Source organism: Petrotoga olearia DSM 13574, from assembly GCF_002895525.1.
Lineage (GTDB): Bacteria > Thermotogota > Thermotogae > Petrotogales > Petrotogaceae > Petrotoga > Petrotoga olearia.
The window spans coordinates 263,522-283,249 of record NZ_AZRL01000022.1; the positions used below are offsets into that span (position 1 = coordinate 263,522).

The following is a 19,728-nucleotide window of genomic DNA, read 5'->3' on the forward strand; positions in this document are numbered from 1 at the left end:
AGATATATATGGAGGGAATAATTTTGATTGAATTTCAAAACGTTTCAAAAAAGTTCCAAGGTAAATACGTTCTAAGAAATTTTAATCTCAAAGTCCAAGAGGGGAGTAAAACCCTTATCTTTGGAAAATCCGGAATTGGAAAAACCACCATTTTTAGATTACTTTTAGGATTCATAAAACCAGATGAAGGACAATTACTATACAAAAATGAACGATTGAATAGTAAAAATATATGGGATTTAAGAAAAGAGTCCGTGTACATAGGGCAGGAACTAGATGTTGTTGACGGGACCGTAAGAGAAATAATTCGTAATATATTGAGTTATAAAATAAACCTTAAAGTACCTTTTGAAGAATCAAGATTAATAAAATTATTTGATTTTTTTGAACTAGAATCAAATATTTTAGATAAAGACTTCCAATCTCTTTCGGGTGGTGAAAAGCAGAGAGTTTTGATATCTATCTTTACACTTTTAAATAAAAAGATATACTTACTAGATGAGATTACCTCTTCACTGGATAGAGAAATGAAAAATAAAGTTATAAAATATTTATTATCAAAAAAAGAATGGACTTTGATAGCAATATCTCATGATCAAGAATGGTTGAATAATGAAGGTTTAAATATAATAGAAATGGGAGGAAATCAAAATGGAACCTACAACTGATATTTCTTTATTTTCACTTGCAATGGCTTATTTATTAATATTTTTCCCCGTTATTTTGAGTTATATTTTTAATTTAAAAATAACCCGAGATGCCGTAATTTCAACGATCAGAATGAGCGTTCAGCTTTTCCTCATGTCTTTAATCTTAGTCTACCTTTTCCAATTTGATTATACATGGTTGAATATAGGCTGGTTATTTTTTATGATCCTTTTTGCAGTATTTCGAGTAATTGGTAGTAGCGGTTTAAATTTCAAAAGGTTCGTTTGGCCAGTTTTTTTTGCTCTCACGATTTCTAATTTTATTGTGCTTTTTTATTTTGATTTTGTAATTTTAAGGCTAGATAATATTTTCACAGCAAGATATTTCATTGTCCTAGGTGGAATGCTTTTAGGTAATGCTTTAACAGGAGATATTATTGGAATCAGTAATTTTTACAAAGATATACAAAGAAATAAGCAGAGATATTTTTTTGCCTTGGGAAATGGAGCTACCGTTTATGAAGCCACACTTCCATACTTAAGGAGTGCGTTGATATCTGCTCTTAGACCAACCATAGCAAGCATGGCTACAGTGGGTATTGTGTATCTACCAGGAATGATGACAGGCCAGATTTTGGGAGGTGCATCACCACAAACAGCGATAAAATACCAAATTGCTATTTATGTATCTATTTTAACATCCGTCTCTCTTTCTGTAACCCTAACGATATTATTCACGATGAAAAGTAGCTTCGATGAGTATGGAATACTTCGCGAAGATGTATTTAAAAAGTAAACAAAGGAAGGTGTCCTAAAACGAAAAAAACAGCTCTCGGCTTTATAGTTGTTATGGGAATTGTGAGTTTATTTGCAGATATCACACACGAAGGAGCGAGAAGTTTAATTGGTCCATATTTAGGTTTGTTGGGTGCTAGTGCAACAGCGGTGGGAATCATTTCAGGTTTAGGCGAGTTCATAGGTTACGGTCTGAGGTTGTTAACGGGTTATTTAAGCGATAAAACTCATAGATATTGGCTTTTCACATTTTTAGGTTATGGGATGGATCTATTTGCGGTTCCTTTACTAGCTCTTGCAGGAAGATGGGAAATAGCAGCTATGCTAATAATTATGGAAAGAACAGGAAAAGCTATAAGAAAGCCTTCAAAAGATACCCTTATGTCATACGCAGCACGAAATGTGGGAAGTGGTAAAGGATTTGCCATAGCAGAGGTCCTTGACCAAATTGGAGCTGTCTCAGGACCTATTATTTTAAGTTTAATCCTCTTGTTCAGATCGAGCGATGAGTTAACGAATTACCGATTCGCATTTGCAATATTATTGATACCTGCATTGATTACTTTAATTTTGTTGTCGATTAGTAGATTGAACTTTCCCCAACCCGAGAAATTTGAAGTAAAAGAGGAAAAGATCAACTTTGAGGGAATATCAAAATCATACTGGTTGTACTTAGTAGCCATCTCCTTAATTGCCGCAGGTTTTGCGGATTTTCCTTTGTTGGCGTTCCATTTTCAAAGAATCGATATTTTCAATTCAACTATGATACCTTTTATGTATGCGATAGCTATGGGCGTTGATGCGGTTTCTGCATTGATCTTTGGATTGTTTTACGACAAGGTCGGAGTCACCAGCCTTATAATTGCCTCTAGTCTTTCAATATTTTTTTCTCCCTTTTCATTTTTATCTAACTCTTCATTATTAGTTATCTTAGGCGTTGTTTTGTGGGGAGTCGGAATGGGAGCCCAAGAATCCATTTTAAAATCAGTAGTAGCTGATATCGTCACCCCCGGCAAAAGAGGAACAGCTTATGGCTTTTTTAACGCTATCTTTGGCCTTTTTTGGTTCATAGGCAGTGCAGTTATGGGTATCTTGTACGATCACGCAATCGTGAGTTTGGTTGTCTTTTCCATGATAGTAGAAAGTGCAGCCGTTTTCACTCTTTTACTCTTCAAATTCAAACTTGATAACACTCTAAATTAAAATGAAAGGGGGAAAATACTCATAGAAGAATCAAAAGATAATATTAAAATGAATAAATATTTAAATAAAATTTTAAATGGTCTAATACAAATACACATATTACACCACGCCCAAAAAACTCCTATCTATGGAAGTTGGATGATTTCTGAGTTAAAAAGGCATGGTTACCATATAAGTCCCGGTACTTTGTATCCCTTGCTACACAAGATGGAAAAAGAAAATCTTCTGGCTAAAAGGGTTGAAATAGTAGAAGGTAAAAAAAGGATATATTACTCTATTACGAGACAAGGAGAAAACCTATTAAAGGAACTAAGAGGAAAAGTAAAAGAACTATTTCATGAAATCATATAAAAAGAAAAGTTGGAGTTTGCCCTTACATTCCCATTTAAAAAGTTATGATATAATTAAAAAACATAGAAAAATGAACGGGGAAAAAATCGAAAGAGGGAGGGAAAATTGTGAATTTGGAGGAGTATGTTTTAAATAAGGCAAGAAATGCTAAAGATGCGTCAAGAAACTTTAGTTCAACTTCTGATACGGACAAGATAAAAATTCTTAACTGTATTTCAGAAGAGTTAATAACAAATAAAAACTATATAATATCAGAAAATCAAAAGGATGTTGAAGCGGCTAAAAATACAGGAATGTCAAACAGCCTTTTAGATAGGTTGATACTGAATGATGAAAGAGTCACCAAAATGGCTAAAGGTGTGCAAAAAGTAGCCCAGCTTCAAAGTAGCGTTGGCAACATCTCTGAGATGTGGAAAAGGCCAAATGGATTGATGATCGGAAAGATGGTAGTTCCATTAGGGGTAATCGCTATAATATATGAAAGTAGGCCAAATGTAACGATAGATGCAGCAGCTTTATGTATAAAATCCGGTAACTGTGTGGTATTAAGAGGTGGTTCTGAAGCGATCCATTCTAACAACGCCTTGGTAAAGATTATTCACCAAGGTATTGAAAAATCCGGTTTTTCAAAGGATATAGTGCAGTTCATTGAGGTAACTGATAGAAAAGCCGTTGATGAATTGATGAAACTATACGAACACATCGATGTGCTGATACCTCGAGGCGGCGCATCTTTAATTAAGAATACGGTTGAAAATTCTATGATCCCCGTGATACAAACGGGCGCTGGAAACTGTCACGTTTATGTCGATAAACAAGCAGATCTTGAGAAGGCTCTTAAAATCGTTGAAAACGCTAAAACCAGTAGGCCTTCCGTCTGTAACGCAGCAGAAAAATTACTGGTTCACAAAGATATCGCAGAAGAGTTCCTACCAAAAATATATTCAGCCTTTGAAAAGAAAGTAGAATTAAGAGGTTGCGAAAAAACCTTGAAAATACTACCTCAAATGAAACCGACACAAGAAGATGATTGGTCAACTGAATATTTAGATTATATAATGGCAGTTAAAATAGTTGATAGTACTGAAGAAGCTATAAACCATATAAACAAGTACAGTACAAAGCATTCCGAAGCGATAATCACTGAGAATTATACGACCGCTCAAAAATTCCTAAACGAAATAGATTCTGCAGCTGTTTACGTCAATGCTTCAACGAGATTTACTGATGGGGAAGAGTTTGGCTTTGGTGCAGAAATGGGTATAAGTACACAAAAATTACACGTTCGAGGACCGATTGGAATCAAAGAGTTAACGACCACTAAATACATTATCTTGGGAAACGGGCAGGTCAGATAGTATGGATAAAAAGCTATGTATAATAGGATTGGGAAAAATGGGAAGCACTTTAGTAAAAGGTTTAATTCAAACAAAAACACTTAAAAGAGAACAAATAATCGGAACAGATATCTTTGAATACGATTCTGAAAAAAATTCTAATTACTGCGGCATAAAAACCATGACTGATAACGCAAAAGCTGTGAAAGAATCCGACATCGTTCTTTTAGCTGTGAAACCGCAAGTAATAGACAAGGTATTGAAGGAAATAAACCCTTTTTGTGAAGACAAGATAGTTATATCAATAGCTGCAGGAGTAAGTCTGCACCATTTGGATAAATCTTTACCAATTTCATCAAAGATAATTAGAGCAATGCCCAACACCCCTATTTTAGTTGGTGAAGGCGTTATTGCTATAAGTAAAAAGAATAACATTGAAGAAAATGATTTGAGAACGATTAAAGAGATTTTGGAAAGTGTTGGGAAAGTGTATTTGGTTGAAGAAGATATGATGGACGCCATAACGGCTTTAAGTGGGAGCGGACCAGCATATGCCTATATTATGATAGAAGCTTTATCCGATGGTGGTGTCCTAATGGGTTTACCTAGAGAGCTTTCCACAGAATTTGCTGCAAGAACATTACTCGGGGCTTCAAGAATGGTTTTAGAAACGCAAAAACATCCTGGAGAGTTAAAAGATATGGTTACTTCCCCAGGCGGCACAGCAATAAAAGGAATAGAAGTTTTAGAATCTCGTGGCTTACGAGGTATCCTTATGGACACAGTAAAAGAAGCAACTATAAGGTCAAAAGAACTGAATTCACAAAGAGGTGTTGATGTTGATTGAAAGGTACTCTCTTTCTCCAATTAAAGACATTTGGACATTGGATGCCCAGTATAAAAGATGGCTTGAAGTAGAAGTAGCTGTAATAGAAGCCTTCGAAGAACTGAACCTCGCTCCCAAAGGCACCGCCTTAAGCGTTCGACAAAAAGCAAAATTAGACGTTCAAAAAATTTTAGATACAGAAAAAATAATGAATCATGACGTTATAGCCTTTATAAAAGTCGTAACTGAAGATATGGGAGACGAGGCAAGATACTTTCACAAGGGCCTGACATCATCAGACGTTGTCGATACGGCTTTATCATTAGCTATAAAAAGAGCAGGAGAGGTTATTCTTGATGAGCTAACTAAATATATAGCTAATCTCAAAAAATTGGCTGTTTATCATAAGTATACTATTATAGTTGGAAGAACTCATGGGGTACACGCTGAGCCAACGTCTTTTGGATTAAAAATTTTAGGATTTGTCGCAGAAGAAGAAAGAAACAAAGAAAGGTTAGAAAAAGCTATAGATAACATTTCTCAAGGAAAACTCAGCGGAGCCGTTGGAAATTATGCTAACATAGAACCAAAAGTAGAGGAAATCGCTTTAAAAAAACTCAACCTCAGACCTTGTAAAGTATCTACTCAAGTTTTGCCAAGGGACCTTCATGCTGAATTTTTCAGCGCTTTAGCCTTGATAGGAAGCAGTATAGAAAGACTTGCTATAGAAATCAGGCACCTTCAAAAAACAGAGGTCCTGGAAGTAGAAGAACCTTTTAAAAAAGGGCAAAGGGGTTCTTCAGCGATGCCCCATAAGAAAAACCCCATATTGTGTGAAAGGTTGACAGGGATGTCGAGAATGCTAAGATCTTACTTATCTTCTGCTTATGAAAATATCTCCTTGTGGCACGAAAGAGATATTTCTCATTCCTCTGTAGAAAGAGTGTTTATACCGGATGCAACCATGCTTACTTACTATATGTTGAATAAAGCAAATTACCTAGTTGAAAATTTAGTGGTTCATAAAGATAGAATGAAAGAAAACATAGAAAAATCTTATAATTTAATTTATTCTCAAAGGGTTTTGTTGAAGTTAGTTGAATTTGGAGTAAGCAGGGAGGAAGCTTATAAAATAGTTCAAGAAAACGCGATGAAAGCTTGGAATGAAAGACGTGATTTTAAAGCCATTTTAATGGAAGATAACAGAGTAAATGCAAAATTTTCAGAGAAAGAAGCCTTTGAAGATATCTTTTCACCTGATTATTATCTAAAAAATGTAAATGAGATTTATGAAAGGTTTAATTTATCTTGAATGGAGGCATAAACCATGAAACTTACTTTAAGTGATTTTGAAATTAAAATCCCCGAAATTAACATCGACAACACTTCAGAAATTAAAATTGGTTCTTACCAAGATTACACCATACAAACGAATGCATGTGAAATACTGCAATTTGCCTTGGAAAGCAGTAACGATTCAAACAACGTTTTCATAGTTGGTCCAAATCGTAGTGGAAGAAAAGGTATGACGCGGAAGATCATAGAAAAAATATCATTATCTCAAAGAGCTCCTCAAGATCTTATGTATGTTTTTAATTTCAAAGAAGAAAAGAAACCCAAGCTGTTGAAATTGCCCGCAGGAGAAGCCAAAAATTTCAAATCTGAATTACAATCCATTATTAATTCGTCTGTACAAGTTTTAAATAAAACTATGCAAACAGAAGAATTTCAACAAAGGTTAAGCTCATTAGAAAAAGATTACAACGAACAGAGGGAGAAATTATGGTCTGATCTAAGAAAACAGGCTCAAAATCTTGGTTTTATACTTGAGGCTTCTGAAAAAGGTATAGTCAGCGTTCCAGTGTATGATGGCAAAAAAATAAGCAGCTCAGAGTTTGAAAACCTTCCAGTAGAGATAAAAGAGTACTTTCGAAAAAATTCAGAGAAGTTACGAGAATTAATTGAAAAAACAATGGTAAAGATCACTGAGATGGATAAAGAATACTGGGAAGAAGTTAAAAACTTACGACGTTATTGGGCCGCATTTAGCTTAGCTAAGCTTTTCGAACCTCTTGAAAAGAAATATCTTAAATATTCGGATGTTTTTGAATACCTTCAAAACTTAAAAGAAGACATCGCTTCTCATCTATCTCAATTAACTTCCGAAAATCAAAATCTAATAACTTATCTTAAAGAAAAAAGATACAACGTCAACATTGTAGTGGATAATTCTTATTTGCAAGGCGCTCCTGTGATAGAAGAAGATAATCCCACTTTTTCAAATTTGGTTGGTAGAATAGAGTATTATTCACAAATGGGACTTCTTCAAACTGATTTTACAATGATAAAATCGGGAGCTTTTCACAGGGCAAACGGTGGTTATCTAGTAATGGAAGCAGAAAAAGTTTTAAGAAAACCTTACGCATGGGAGGTAATTAAGAGAGTTTTATCGGAAAAAGAAGTGAAAATTGAAAATATTCAGACCGCTGAAGGCTATTCGAGTGTTGAAAGTTTGGAACCAGAACCTTTATCTTTAAACGTTAAAGTGATACTAATTGGAGAAGAATGGGTGTACGATTTATTAAGGCTTCACGATAGTGAATTTGAAAAACTTTTCCCTATAAAATCACAGTTTGACTATGAGGCAGATTTAAATAACGATAATTTGAATAAATTTTTAGCTTTCTTAAGCAACACAGTTGAAGAAAACGATATCTCACATTTTACAAAAGATGCGATTAAGGAGATTATCAAGTACAGCTGTAGGTTGAACGGAAACAACAAAAGGTTCTCTTTAAAATTGGGAGAAATTAAAAACCTACTAATAGACTCTCACAACATTTCTCAAAAAAATGGGACAAGTCCATACATAACCTCCAAAGATATAAAAGACACCATAAAGTTCAAAGAAAAGATGTTTTCATTTCATAAGAAAAAATTATTCAATGCAATAAAAGAGAGAAAGATTGACATAAGGATTGAAGGCTCTGAAATTGGACAAATAAATGGCTTGACTGTTTTGGATACAGGAGACTTCACCTTCGGCCATCCAGTCAAGATAACGGCAAAAAGTTACAGATCCTCTTCTGAAAAGATCATAAACATCCACAGAGATATCGATTTAAGTGGAAAAATATACAAAAAATCTTCATTAATAATAGAAAACTATTTCAAACATAAATTTTCTTCTTTCATAGAAACAGGTTTTGGCGTTTCTCTAAATTTTGAACAAGTTTATTCTATAATCGAAGGAGACAGCGCCACAATAGCAGAAACATTGGCTTTAATGTCTTCTATAGCTAACGTTTCATTGAAACAAAATATTGCCATTACCGGATCTATGAATCAAAACGGAGAAGTTTTGCCGGTTGGAGGAATAATCGAAAAAATTGAAGGTTTTTACGATGCCTGTAAAAATCTTAATTTTACAGGAGACCAAGGGGTAATTATTCCAAGTAAGAATATCGATAATATCGTATTAAAAGATGAAATAAATGAAGATATACAAAATGGGAAGTTCCATATTTGGGCTATTGATAATATAGACGAAGGGATCGAACTAATGACAGATTACAAAGCAGGAATACCAAATGAAAAGGGAGAATACGAAGAAGGCACATTTTATTACTATGTGAGTGAGAACCTCAAGAAATTATCAAAAGAAGAGAAAAAAGAAAAAGACGGAAAAAATAACAAATAGCTGTGATCAATTTTAAAACCCCCATCGTATATAGATGGGGGATTTTTAATTATAAACCATAAATTGCAGAAAACTTCTCTTTTATATAGTCTACAAAATATTTGGGATTAAGAGTTTCACCTGTAACCTTTTTCAAAAGTTCCTCTGGTTCGTACATCTTACCATACTTATGAACATTCTCAACCAGCCAGTTCAAAACTTCTGTTGAATCTCCTTTTTCTATTTGAGATGAATAATCTTTTAAATCCTTCTTCAACTTTGAGAACAATTGAGCACTGTACAGATTACCTAACATGTATGAAGGAAAATAACCAAATTGCCCATTTGACCAATGAACATCCTGCAACACACCTAGAGCGTCGTTGGGTGGCACAATACCAAAATATTCTTTCATTTTATCGTTCCATACCGTTGGTAATTCATTTACCTTTATTCTATCGTTGATCAGTGCTTCTTCTATTTCAAATCTCAACATAATATGAAAGTTGTAAGTTACTTCATCCGCCTCAGTTCTGATGAAATCTTTTTTAACTATATTAACACCTTTATACAGCTCATCACTAGTTATTCCTTCAAAAGACGGGAAAATATTTTTTAATTTTTTAGAAAAGAAAACCCAAAAATGTGGTCCTCTTCCTATTATGTTTTCCCAAAATCTTGATTGAGATTCATGCACAGCCATCGAAGTCCCTTCATCCAAAGGAGTTTCGAAAAATTCCTCAGGGATATGAAGCTCGTATAAGGCATGACCACCTTCGTGTATAGTTGAAAATAAAGAATATCTCAGATCTTGGTTGTTGTACCTTGTTGTAATTCTAACGTCTTTTGGACCAATTTTTGTTGTGAAAGGATGAGCAGACATGTCCATACGCCCAGAATTAAAATCGAACTTCATAAACTTTAACGCTTCCAGCGATAACTCTTCTTGCTTATTAACGTCGAAATCACCTTCAAAGAAATCGTATCTTGGTTCTTTCCCTTTTTCAAAAAGCTCTTGCATAAAAGGTAGTAAATGCTCTTTTAAGTAATTTATTGTGCCTTTCAACGTTTCTGTTTTCAACCCTGGCTCGAATAAGTCTAAAAGAGCATCATATCTATTTTTTTCGTATCCCAAAGCCTCTGCTTGTTCTTTTTCTAAAGAAACTACTTCTTGCAAATAAGGTTCAAACAAAGCAAAGTTATCTTCTTCTCTGGCTTTTTTCCAAAAATGACCTGCTTTTGAAGTCGTTTCGGCTAATTTTCGGACCAGTTGTGGAGGTAGCTTTTTAAACTTATCGAAATCTTTCTTGGCTACCCTTACCATCGCTTGATCAATTTCACCCAATTCATCATAATTTTCCTTCTTTGAAAAATAATCTAAAAATTCACCCATCTGATCAGAAACAGACATTTTAAAGAGTGCCTCCGTAAGTTCTCCCAAAGCTTTAGAACGATACTCAAAAGAATTGTTTGGAGCATTAGTTTCTAGATCCCAATGCATAAGTGCAATAGCCTGACCGTATCTTGAAATCTTGGCTTGAAACTCTTTAAATTCTTCAAATTTAGACATTTTTTTACCCCCTCTTATATAAATTTTGTTAGTTATCCTAATTATATCAGATTTCTTGAACTATCCAAAAGTTTGCTGTATAATATTGTATCAGCAACATATTTATACACGATTTTCAAAATATAATTCAGGGGGTAACTATGAATTATCTACTTACTTTAATTTCAGGTATTTTAACCGGATTGGCTATGCCAGGTAATTTATTTTCTTTTCTCATCTGGTTTTCACTGGTTTTCTTTCTGAGGAATATTGCCGGATCAAAAACTCATTATGAAAGATTGTTACATACGATAATATACTCTTCTTCTATGCTGATAACTACTCTTTGGTGGTTGCTTCCCACTTTGTCCAAAAATATACCCCAAATTCTAAAAAATTATTCTCCAGTCGTCGGTTTTTTTGGATACGTTGGAATGATTGTACTTTTAATGATACCTTATCTCATCATTTGGCTTTTATCAGAACTTTATCATAGAAAAGATAGACAATACAATTATCTTTCACTGGTTTTTTTCTATTCTTTTGCATACACCATCGCTGAAGTCTTAAGGGGTTTTGGAGATTTGGCTTTTATGGGAGGAAATTTATCCTACGCCCTTTATGATCACACTGGAATAATACAAATCGTCTCTATTATAGGCTCTTTTGGTCTGACTTTTATCATCGTTTTTGTCAATGCTCTGATAGCTTTCGATAACTCACGTGATAAGGTATTAAAAATTCTTGTTATATTTACTTCTGTATACATTTTTAACTTTGCTATAGTTAGGTATCTACCTCCTATTAATGGCACAAACAATTCCATAAAAGTTGGAGTCGTTCAAACGAATGTACCTCAAGAGATCAAGTACTCCTCAAATCCAATACAAGATTATTCAACTTTTTCAAAGAATATCCAAGAATTTAGAAATAGGGATGTAGATATAGTAGTTTTTCCAGAATCAACTTTTCTTGAAGACGTTTCAAAATCAGAAATAGAAAGTCAAATAGTAAGAGACATTCAAAACTTATACAAACCTGTAGTTTTAGGACATCCAAGGATAGAAAGCGATAACCACTTTAACTCCGCCTGGGTATATAACCAACATGGGAGTATTCAGGGGATCTACGATAAAGTTAAATTAACCCCATTTGCTGAATTTTTGCCATATGAAACTATATTTGGAAACTTTGATGTTTTTAGATTATTAAACTTTTATACATCCGGGGAAGAATACTCAACCTTTTCATTAAATGAAACTGATTTTGGCGTTCAAATATGTTTTGAAACTTATTTCCCGGAAGTTTCAATAAATCAAGCTAAGAATGGAGCAAATTTATTGATTGCTATCTCTAACGACGGTTGGTTTAATTCGAAAACCGGTCTGTTTCAGCACTTCAGTCAAGGCGTTTTTAGAGCGGTAGAAACGAGAAGGGATTTCATCCAGGTTTCAAATACAGGTTCAACCGGCTCAATCGACAAATATGGAAGAATCACCAACACATTTGATTCTCAAGAAGAAAAATCGGGAATCTTTTTTGTCAACCCAAACGATAACATCTCTTTTTACTCTAAGGCTTCAGACATATTAAAAATATTATTTTTTATCGGAGCACTTTTGCTTGCAATTCTTTAAATTCAATATCCAAATTCTAAATCAATTAAGTCTTTTGCCGTACCGTCTTTTAAAAAGCCTTTTATATTTTCTACAGTTTCATCGATACTATACTTTGTAGCTTCAGTGTTATAGCCTCCAACATGTGGAGATAAAACAACGTTATCAAAGGTATGAATCGGGTAATTAGCTGGCAAAATTGATGGTTTTTCTGTGGTAGGATAGTTGTACCAAACATCTATAGCGGCTCCCGCTAATTTTTTGGACTTCAAAGCTTCATATAGTGCCCTTTGATCTATAACATCACCTCTTCCAACGTTTATTATGTATTTACCATCCATTTTATTAAACACCTTTTCATCGATAAGCCCTTTTGTATATTTCGTCAAAGGTAACGTCACGAATACAATTTCACTGTTTTCTATTACATAATCTAAATCGGAACTAATTTCGTCCACATTTTCAATATCTATATTCGCGTTTCTTTTATAACCAACAATTTTACAGTCAAAAGTCTTAAGCATTTGTGCAAGGTTCTTTCCTATATTACCTAATCCCAATATTGCACAACTTTTGTTATGAATAGATACCCATGAATCTTTAACGCTTTCTCCAGCACTAAATCCATGCCAAATTCCTTCTTTTAAATCGTTATGATAAGGAACAATTTTTCCAAGAAGAGCTAAAGCAAGAGCGAAAGCCCTTTCTGCAACTATTCTAGCGTTGCCATGACTATTTGCAACGCTAATGCCTTTTTCTTTTAGTATTTCTAAGGGTAATTGGTTCACCCCAGCATATGGAACAAAAATTATTTTTAAATTCTTTGATTTCCTCAAGATATTCTCATCCAAGTCTCCCCCAAACACTATTGCATCTGCAATTTCCATAGCATTTTCTACATTGGTGATTTCTTCACTATCTAGAAATTCGTCGTTAGGAAATAATTTCTTCAATTCACTAATTTTTTCTTTCCAATACGAGTTTAACTTGTTCATAAACAATACTTTCAATTTTTTAAATACCCCCTCGAAGTGATGAGTTTTTCGGAATTAAACTTACAAATTTTAAAGCGGCTAAAGCCGCTTTTTATATATCATCTTTGAATTCTTGCCAAATCTTCAAAATTCCTTTTCAATGATTTATACAAATTCCTATAAGCTTCATAATAATCATCGTAAATCTTGGTATCTTGATAATCAGGTTCAATAACTTCTTTAAATTTTACCCATTTTAAAACATCTTCTAGCTGTTGGCCATCTCCCACTGCAGCCAACATAGCTGCTCCATAAGCACCACCTTCATCAATTTCAGGCATTTTAACAGGCATTTTGAAGTTTGTTGCAACTATCTTTGCCCATGTTTTGTTTTTGGCCCCTCCTCCAACTATCCTCATATCTTTTATTTCTGTTTTTTCCTTTATAAGTTCAAAAGAATCCCTAAGGCCGAAGGAGATACCTTCCATGGTTGCCCTTAATATGTCGTTTTCGGTATTCAAAGAAGAAATTCCAAAAAAAACACCTCTTGCATTAGGGTCTCTATGTGGAGTTCTTTCCCCGTTTAAATAAGGAAGAAAAATAATACCGTTTGAACCCGGTACTGATTGATTTATTCTTTTTTCTATTTCTGCCCAATCTGAACTGGGAAAAAATCGATTTTTCACCCAATTTAGGGAATGAGCGGCTGAAAGCATTACTCCCATGTAGTAATATTTATCTTGTATTACATAGTTAAAGTAATGTATTTTTCCAGATAAATCAGGGACTTTTTTTTCAGTGAGGGTTAAAACAGTGCCTGAAGTTCCGATACTAACCATCGACTCTCCCACTTTTGATATACCTATTCCAAATGCAGCTGATGCATTATCTGCTCCTCCAGAAACGACTTTTGTGTTCCTCCATCCCAATTCATTTTGCAAGCTTTCTTTTAATTCTCCTCGAATCCCATAAGAAGGATACAATTCAGGCATTATATCCATATTAATGCCAAAAGTTTCAAATATATCTTCATCCCAATAATTTGTTTTTACATTAAAACATGCTGTTCCAGAAGCATCCGAATAGTCCATACCAATACTACCCGTTAACTTAAAAACAATATAATCCTTAGGTAGAAGAATCTTCTTTATTTTTTTAAAATTCTCTCCTTCATTTTCTTTTAACCACAGTATTTTTGGGAAAGTGAAACCTTCCAAAAAGGGATTCCCTATTTTGGAGATAACCTTTTCTTCGCCACCAAAAGCTTCTGTAGCTTCTTTGCACTGTGGGGTCGTCCTTTGATCACACCAAAGGATTGCCGGCCTAATAGGTTTATTATTTTCATCCAAAACCACCAAGCTATGCATTTGTCCGGAAAAACCTATTACATCTATTCGATGCGTTCTGGACACTTTTTTTAATATTTCGTATACACCATTCCACCAATCTTCAGGCTCTTGTTCAGCCCATGCGGGTTTGGGAACTTTCATTTCTAATGAATAGGAATAACTATCCAAAAGTTCTCCTTCTTCAGATATAACTAAACCTTTCAATCCAGTTGTTCCAACGTCTATACCTAGATATTTACGCAAAATGATCACCTCATTTTAAACCACAGCTTTTTCTGCAAAATCATCCATCACTCTTAAATTTGCCCCCGTCAAACATGCTGTTTCTATATCAAAAACAGGTCTCAAGGGCTTTTTTAAAGATTTTAAGGTTGGCTTCAGAGCTCGTGTCTTTATAATATTTTCAATCTCTGTGAAATAATCATCCGGGAAAAGATACCCATACCCCCCAAAAATTACAAACTCAGGATTCAAGATATTTATTAAATTAACCGTCCCTACTCCCAAATAATACAACATCTGTTTAATTATTTCATCGGCGTTCCCTTCTTTTTTTTCAGCTTTTATCAGAAGATTCCTGAATTTTTCTTCGTAATTGTTGCCTTCCAATCGCCCATTGCTGTATTCATATATCTTAGAAACGGTATCAATTGAGGCAAACGTTTCCCAACATCCTTGATTATTGCAAAAACATTTTTCCCCATTTTCTTCGATACTCATGTGACCAAATTCACCTGCTGTGAAATTAGGTCCCAAATGAATTTGACCGTCTATAAGCAAAGCTCCACCTATTCCCTGAGATATGAAAACATAGACTCCGTTGTTTAGGTTTGCAATATTCTTGTTAAAATACATCTCTGCTTGTAGAGCTAACTTTGCCTCATTTGCGGCAAAAATTGGTTTGTCACAATGAGGAATTTCCTTTAAAATAGCTTCCTTAAGATCAATCTCACTCCAATTAAAATGAGGGACGTATTCGATAACCAAGTTCTCTCTATCGATCATTCCTGGAAAAGAAAAAGAAAGGCCTACTATATTATTCCCATTAGCATTTTCATATATTCTTTTTATCTCAACTGCTAATTTACTAATAAAAACATTAAAATTTTTGGGGGTTTCAAATTCTACAATCTTATTTATTGAATTGTTTATGTATCCAAGACCTACGACTGTTTTTTCTACTCCAACTTTAACAACAATGGAAGCAGCAACGCCTTTTGCTGCTTCCAACCTTATAGGTTTTCTTCCAACCCCTTTAGAAGATTTTCTATCTCCTTCTACTATTAAGTTTTTAGAAATTAAATCATAGGTAATCTTTGTCACAGTACTTTTATCTAAACCAGTAAGCTTAGAAATCTCATTTCTGGAGATTCCAGAATAATATCTGATCAAATTGAAAACCATTAATTTGTTTGAGTATCCCATTCTTTCTGCATTGATTTTCTTTATCTTCAAAACAAGGCCTCCCAATTTGTCGTCTATTCGTAGATGTACAAATTTAATAAGTTTTCCAAATATTCTTGTCTTCCCGATTTTGGTACTCCCACTTTTTTATCTATTGCATACTCTTCGAGTTCTTTGAAATTAGTTCGTCCATCCACAATCTTTTTACCCATTCCTTCGTTAAAACTATTATACCTTTTTTCTACAAAGTCTTCCAAAACTTTTTCTTCTAAAATCTTGTTGGCTAAGATCAGTCCTAAAGCAAATGCATCCATCCCCGCAATATGTGCGTAGAACAAATCAATATTTTCGTAAGATGGTCTTCTAACATGTGAGTCAAAGTTTAAACCACCTGGTGCTATTCCTCCGTTTTTAAGAATTTCATACATTGCCAAAACGTTTTCAAATACGTTTGTTGGAAATTGGTCTGTATCCCATCCCAACAATAGATCACCCATATTAGCATCAACGCTGCCCAATATATTATTTATTCGTGCATACCTTAATTCATGCTGAAAAGTATGACCAGCAAGAGTGGCATGATTTGCTTCTATATTGAACTTGAAATACTTATCAAGATCGTACTTTTGTAAAAATGCATAAGAGCTTGCAACATCAAAATCATATTGATGTTTTGTGGGCTCTTTTGGTTTGGGTTCTATCAAAAATTGGCCATCAAAACCAATTTCTTTGGCGTAATCTACAGCCATGTGCATAAAATTAGCCAAATTGTTCAATTCCAACTCCATATTGGTGTTTAAAAGGGTTTCATATCCTTCTCTTCCACCCCAGAAAACGTAATTTTCACCATTTAATTCCTTAGTTATTTCAAGTGCCTTTTTCACTTGTGCAGCGGCATATGCATACACATCCGCATCACAAGATGTAGCCGCACCCTGCATAAACCTTGGATGAGTGAAAAGATTTGCTGTTCCCCAAAGAAGCTTTATACCTGTTTCTTTCATTCTCTCCTTTATTCTTTCTACTACTTTATCTAATAACTTATTGGTTTCTCTCAATGTCTCTTGTTCATCAACCAAGTCTCTATCATGGGTACAAAAATATTTAACACCCAATTTGCTCATGAACTCAAATGCTGCATCACATCTTGCGTAAGCTTTATCTAAAGGATTAGAAAATTTGTTCCATTCTCTGTTGGCACTTTCGACCCCGAACATGTCCCTTCCTTCTGCGGTGAAAGTGTGCCAGTAAGCCACAGAAAATCTCAAGTGTTCTTCCATAGTTTTATTACCAATTTTTCCATTGGGATCATAATAGTGAAAAGCTAATGGATCCTTTGATTCCTTACCTACATACTCAACCTTTTTAATATCTTTGAAGTATTCTGCCATTTTAAGACCTCCTATATGTTATTTTGCAAATAGTTATGCCTCTTTCTTTTTATTTGCAACATCAAACCATACCGCAAATATTAATACTAACCCTTTTATTATAGACTGCCAAAACACAGGGACATTCATAAGACTCATTCCATTGCCTAAACTTGCCATAACAAGCGCTCCAATTACTGCACCAACAACAGTACCAATTCCACCCATTAAGCTTGTACCACCTATAACACACGCAGCTATTGTATCTAACTCCGCTCCTTCTCGGGCCGGAACAGAAGCTGCATTAAGTCGCGAAGTAAAAAAATACCTCCAAGAATTAAGCTCTGCCATCATTACGAGAATAACATCGATAATTTATTTATTTTTTTACCATTAGTACTAATGGTAAAAACCACATATAACTATGTTCATTTTAAAATATTTTATTTGATATTGTCAACCATTAATTTATCCAATCAACTAATATTAGGAACAATCACTTTTCAACCTTTTCGCTTTATTTGTTAACATTAAGGGGTTAACCCCTTAAAATCCCCAAATCCAATATCTTTGTTCAATTAAAAATCTTTTTGCACAAAGCTGCAAAATTTTATATCTTAAAACTTCCAACCAATCCTTTTAACTCTGTGGCTAATTCACTCAACTCTTTCGCTTCTTCGTTTATCCCTATCCCTTGTTTTACTTGTTCGTCTATTACACTTCTTGACCTTTCTAGTTGTTCACTTATTTCTGTTACCGCTTTCGCTACCCTGTCCATCGCTGTGCTCATCTCTTGCGCACTTGCACTTTGTTCCTCTGCACTTGCCGTCATGTTTTCTATCCCTTGGTCCATCCTTTCTATCCTTTCTTTTATACGATTGAAACTTTTCTGTACATTCTCCATCTTTTCGTTTATTTCTCCTATCGTTCCTACTACCTTGTTCGTCGATTCGTTTACTTTGTTCGTTCCTTGCGTTATGTTGGTTAGTATTTCGGATATTTCATCCGTTGCATTCCTTGATTCTTCCGCTAACTTCCTTATCTCATCCGCTACAACTGCAAATCCTCTTCCTGCTTCCCCTGCCCTTGCCGCTTCTATCGCTGCGTTTAGTGCCAACAGGTTCGTTTGCTCCGTTATCGAGTTTATCGTTTCTACTATACTTTGTACGTTCTTGGCGTTGCTTGCGAGTGTTTCTACTTCTTTTTGACTTTCTTTCGTCCTTTCTACCGCTTCTTTCACAGCTTGACTTATGCTTTCTATCGTTTTGCTTCCTTCTTCTGCAGCTTTACTTGTTTCATCTGCTTCTTCACTTAGTCTTTGTGCGTCTTGGGATACACCTTGTGCAGCCCTTGCTACTTCGTCTACACCTGAGGTCACTTCTTCTACGTTTCCTGCCGTTTCTTCCGTACTTGTTTGTATCTTGTCCATCTGGTTTTTGAGTTCTTCTGAGTTCTTCCTGCTTTCTTGTGATGAGCGCGTTAGACTTTCTGATGCGTTTTCTACTTTGTCCGATGCCTGTTTTATTGACCCCATGGATCTTCTTAATTCTTTACTCATTTCTGATAGGGCGTTTGCCATCTGACCTATCTCGTCTTTGCTTTTACTTTCAAAGTTTACCGTTAGGTCTCCTTCTTTGAATTGGTTTATCTTGTTTTTGAAGTCTAACAGTGGTTTCGTTATACTCCTTATTAGATAGATGACCATGATTATCGATACTATGAAGGCTACTACGGTTAGGATGGCTGTCAAGGTTATTGCTTGATTGTTTTCTTCTATGAGTGATGGACCTAACGTGTCTTGTTGGACCTTTAATTCATTTCTTTGTTCTTCTAATAGGTTAAGTATCTCTACCCTTGCTTGTTCCATCTGCCCGATTATGGGTTGTTGGGATTCTATCGCTGTGACTATTTGGTTGAAGGTGCTTTTGAACTGTTCGACCATGTCTTTCATCTCGTTGAACAGTTCAGTTAATTCGTCTGATACTAATCCTTGCTCTAAAATGGCTATTTGTGATTCTAACTCATCAAAAGCATTCATGACACTGTTTTTGTCACCTACTGATTTAGAAGAAAAATAAACAGAAGCAAGCTCTTTTATACTATCTACTATTTCTAACGAGCTATCAGCGTAAAAAACGAGGGTTGAAATGTTATTTTCTTGGGCTAAGGTTTTAAAGTCAGTAATACTTTGGCGTAATTCATTGGATATATCTTTAAAATCTTGATTTACGAGCCTATTTTTTCCTTCATTCAATTGAACAATTTGATTAAAGCTGTTTTCATAGTCGCCTATCTTTGTGATTATGTTTTGTACTAGTGTAGAATCGGTAGTTTCATCTGTAAAGAAGCTTTGAACTGTATCGATATTCTGAATAATAATTTCTCTTGTTTGTTCATCATAGTTGATCACATAATCTTTGAAGGCTAAAGCAGCTTCAAAAAAGGTGTTTTCTATTTCAGAGATTTGATTCGTTTCATCAGCTAAATCTCTATAACTACCCAAACCATCGTTGGACCTTATCAAAGAAAAGATATTGAAAAATACCGCTGCCCCAAATAAAATAAAAATTATAACGATAATTAAAGTTATCCTTCCCCTTATGCTTTTAAACAAGGTAATCCACCTCG

Annotated in this window: 15 protein-coding genes and 1 pseudogene; 9 read left to right on the plus strand and 7 right to left on the minus strand. The window is 34.6% G+C overall.

Going from position 1 to position 19,728, the window contains the following annotated elements:
* Positions 1-23: 23 nt before the first annotated feature.
* From X929_RS09245 to X929_RS09280, 8 genes are all read left to right on the plus strand, one after another.
* The gene (locus tag X929_RS09245) at positions 24-668 is read left to right on the plus strand and encodes an ABC transporter ATP-binding protein (protein ID WP_169925027.1); all 645 of its coding nucleotides are present in this window, start codon (positions 24-26) and stop codon (positions 666-668) included.
* Positions 652-1,443, plus strand: coding sequence for an ABC transporter permease (locus tag X929_RS09250; RefSeq protein WP_103067734.1), 792 nt, complete (start codon positions 652-654; stop codon positions 1,441-1,443). Before X929_RS09245 ends, X929_RS09250 begins: the two co-directional genes overlap by 17 nt.
* A 53-nt stretch (positions 1,444-1,496) precedes the next feature.
* Entirely contained in the window at positions 1,497-2,645 is a 1,149-nt protein-coding gene (locus tag X929_RS09255) for an MFS transporter (RefSeq protein WP_103067735.1), read from the plus strand.
* Positions 2,646-2,693: 48 nt separating this feature from the next.
* Positions 2,694-2,996, plus strand: coding sequence for a PadR family transcriptional regulator (locus X929_RS09260; protein WP_103067736.1), 303 nt, complete (start codon positions 2,694-2,696; stop codon positions 2,994-2,996).
* Between the two features lie 107 nt (positions 2,997-3,103).
* On the plus strand, positions 3,104-4,354 hold the full coding sequence (locus X929_RS09265; RefSeq protein ID WP_103067737.1) for a glutamate-5-semialdehyde dehydrogenase: 1,251 nt from the start codon (positions 3,104-3,106) through the stop codon (positions 4,352-4,354).
* A 1-nt stretch (position 4,355) separates the two neighbouring features.
* A complete protein-coding gene (gene proC / locus X929_RS09270) occupies positions 4,356-5,180 on the plus strand; it encodes a pyrroline-5-carboxylate reductase (protein WP_103067738.1) in 825 nt (274 codons plus the stop codon).
* Positions 5,173-6,471: an adenylosuccinate lyase gene (gene purB, locus X929_RS09275; RefSeq protein ID WP_169925037.1), complete on the plus strand. Its 1,299-nt coding sequence runs from the start codon at positions 5,173-5,175 to the stop codon at positions 6,469-6,471. Before proC ends, purB begins: the two co-directional genes overlap by 8 nt.
* 15 nt (positions 6,472-6,486) lie before the next feature.
* Positions 6,487-8,859: a Lon protease family protein gene (locus X929_RS09280; protein ID WP_103067740.1), complete on the plus strand. Its 2,373-nt coding sequence runs from the start codon at positions 6,487-6,489 to the stop codon at positions 8,857-8,859.
* A gap of 49 nt (positions 8,860-8,908) precedes the next feature.
* Here the strand turns inward: X929_RS09280 and X929_RS09285 are convergent, their stop codons facing one another.
* The gene (locus tag X929_RS09285; RefSeq protein ID WP_103067741.1) at positions 8,909-10,408 is read right to left on the minus strand and encodes a carboxypeptidase M32; all 1,500 of its coding nucleotides are present in this window, start codon (positions 10,406-10,408) and stop codon (positions 8,909-8,911) included.
* A gap of 140 nt (positions 10,409-10,548) precedes the next feature.
* Between X929_RS09285 and lnt the strand changes: the two genes are divergently transcribed.
* Entirely contained in the window at positions 10,549-12,024 is a 1,476-nt protein-coding gene (gene lnt / locus X929_RS09290; protein WP_103067742.1) for an apolipoprotein N-acyltransferase, read from the plus strand.
* A 2-nt stretch (positions 12,025-12,026) separates the two neighbouring features.
* Here the strand turns inward: lnt and X929_RS09295 are convergent, their stop codons facing one another.
* The 6 genes and pseudogenes from X929_RS09295 to X929_RS09320 all read right to left on the minus strand — a co-directional run bounded on the left by X929_RS09295 (position 12,027) and on the right by X929_RS09320 (position 19,714).
* Complete coding sequence (locus tag X929_RS09295) at positions 12,027-13,013, minus strand: 2-hydroxyacid dehydrogenase (protein ID WP_103067743.1); 987 nt, start codon at positions 13,011-13,013, stop codon at positions 12,027-12,029.
* 83 nt (positions 13,014-13,096) lie between these two features.
* A complete protein-coding gene (gene xylB, locus X929_RS09300) occupies positions 13,097-14,569 on the minus strand; it encodes a xylulokinase (protein ID WP_169925028.1) in 1,473 nt (490 codons plus the stop codon).
* A 15-nt stretch (positions 14,570-14,584) separates the two neighbouring features.
* A complete protein-coding gene (locus X929_RS09305; RefSeq protein ID WP_103067745.1) occupies positions 14,585-15,781 on the minus strand; it encodes an ROK family protein in 1,197 nt (398 codons plus the stop codon).
* A 23-nt stretch (positions 15,782-15,804) separates the two neighbouring features.
* Positions 15,805-17,121: a xylose isomerase gene (gene xylA / locus X929_RS09310; RefSeq protein WP_103067746.1), complete on the minus strand. Its 1,317-nt coding sequence runs from the start codon at positions 17,119-17,121 to the stop codon at positions 15,805-15,807.
* 33 nt (positions 17,122-17,154) lie between these two features.
* A pseudogene (locus X929_RS09315) lies at positions 17,155-17,418 on the minus strand (ABC transporter permease subunit); the annotation flags it as partial.
* A 292-nt stretch (positions 17,419-17,710) separates the two neighbouring features.
* Positions 17,711-19,714: a methyl-accepting chemotaxis protein gene (locus tag X929_RS09320; protein WP_103067747.1), complete on the minus strand. Its 2,004-nt coding sequence runs from the start codon at positions 19,712-19,714 to the stop codon at positions 17,711-17,713.
* Positions 19,715-19,728 lie beyond the last annotated feature (14 nt).

Excerpts from the sequence above, each read along its gene's own strand:
- xylA (WP_103067746.1), bottom strand. The coding sequence starts at position 17,121 with ATGGCAGAATACTTCAAAGATATTAAAAAGGTTGAGTATGTAGGTAAG.
- lnt (WP_103067742.1), top strand. The coding sequence starts at position 10,549 with ATGAATTATCTACTTACTTTAATTTCAGGTATTTTAACCGGATTGGCT.
- X929_RS09250 (WP_103067734.1), top strand. The coding sequence starts at position 652 with ATGGAACCTACAACTGATATTTCTTTATTTTCACTTGCAATGGCTTAT.
- X929_RS09280 (WP_103067740.1), top strand. The coding sequence starts at position 6,487 with ATGAAACTTACTTTAAGTGATTTTGAAATTAAAATCCCCGAAATTAAC.
- X929_RS09260 (WP_103067736.1), top strand. The coding sequence starts at position 2,694 with ATGAATAAATATTTAAATAAAATTTTAAATGGTCTAATACAAATACAC.
- X929_RS09255 (WP_103067735.1), top strand. The coding sequence starts at position 1,497 with ATGGGAATTGTGAGTTTATTTGCAGATATCACACACGAAGGAGCGAGA.
- proC (WP_103067738.1), top strand. The coding sequence starts at position 4,356 with ATGGATAAAAAGCTATGTATAATAGGATTGGGAAAAATGGGAAGCACT.
- X929_RS09285 (WP_103067741.1), bottom strand. The coding sequence starts at position 10,408 with ATGTCTAAATTTGAAGAATTTAAAGAGTTTCAAGCCAAGATTTCAAGA.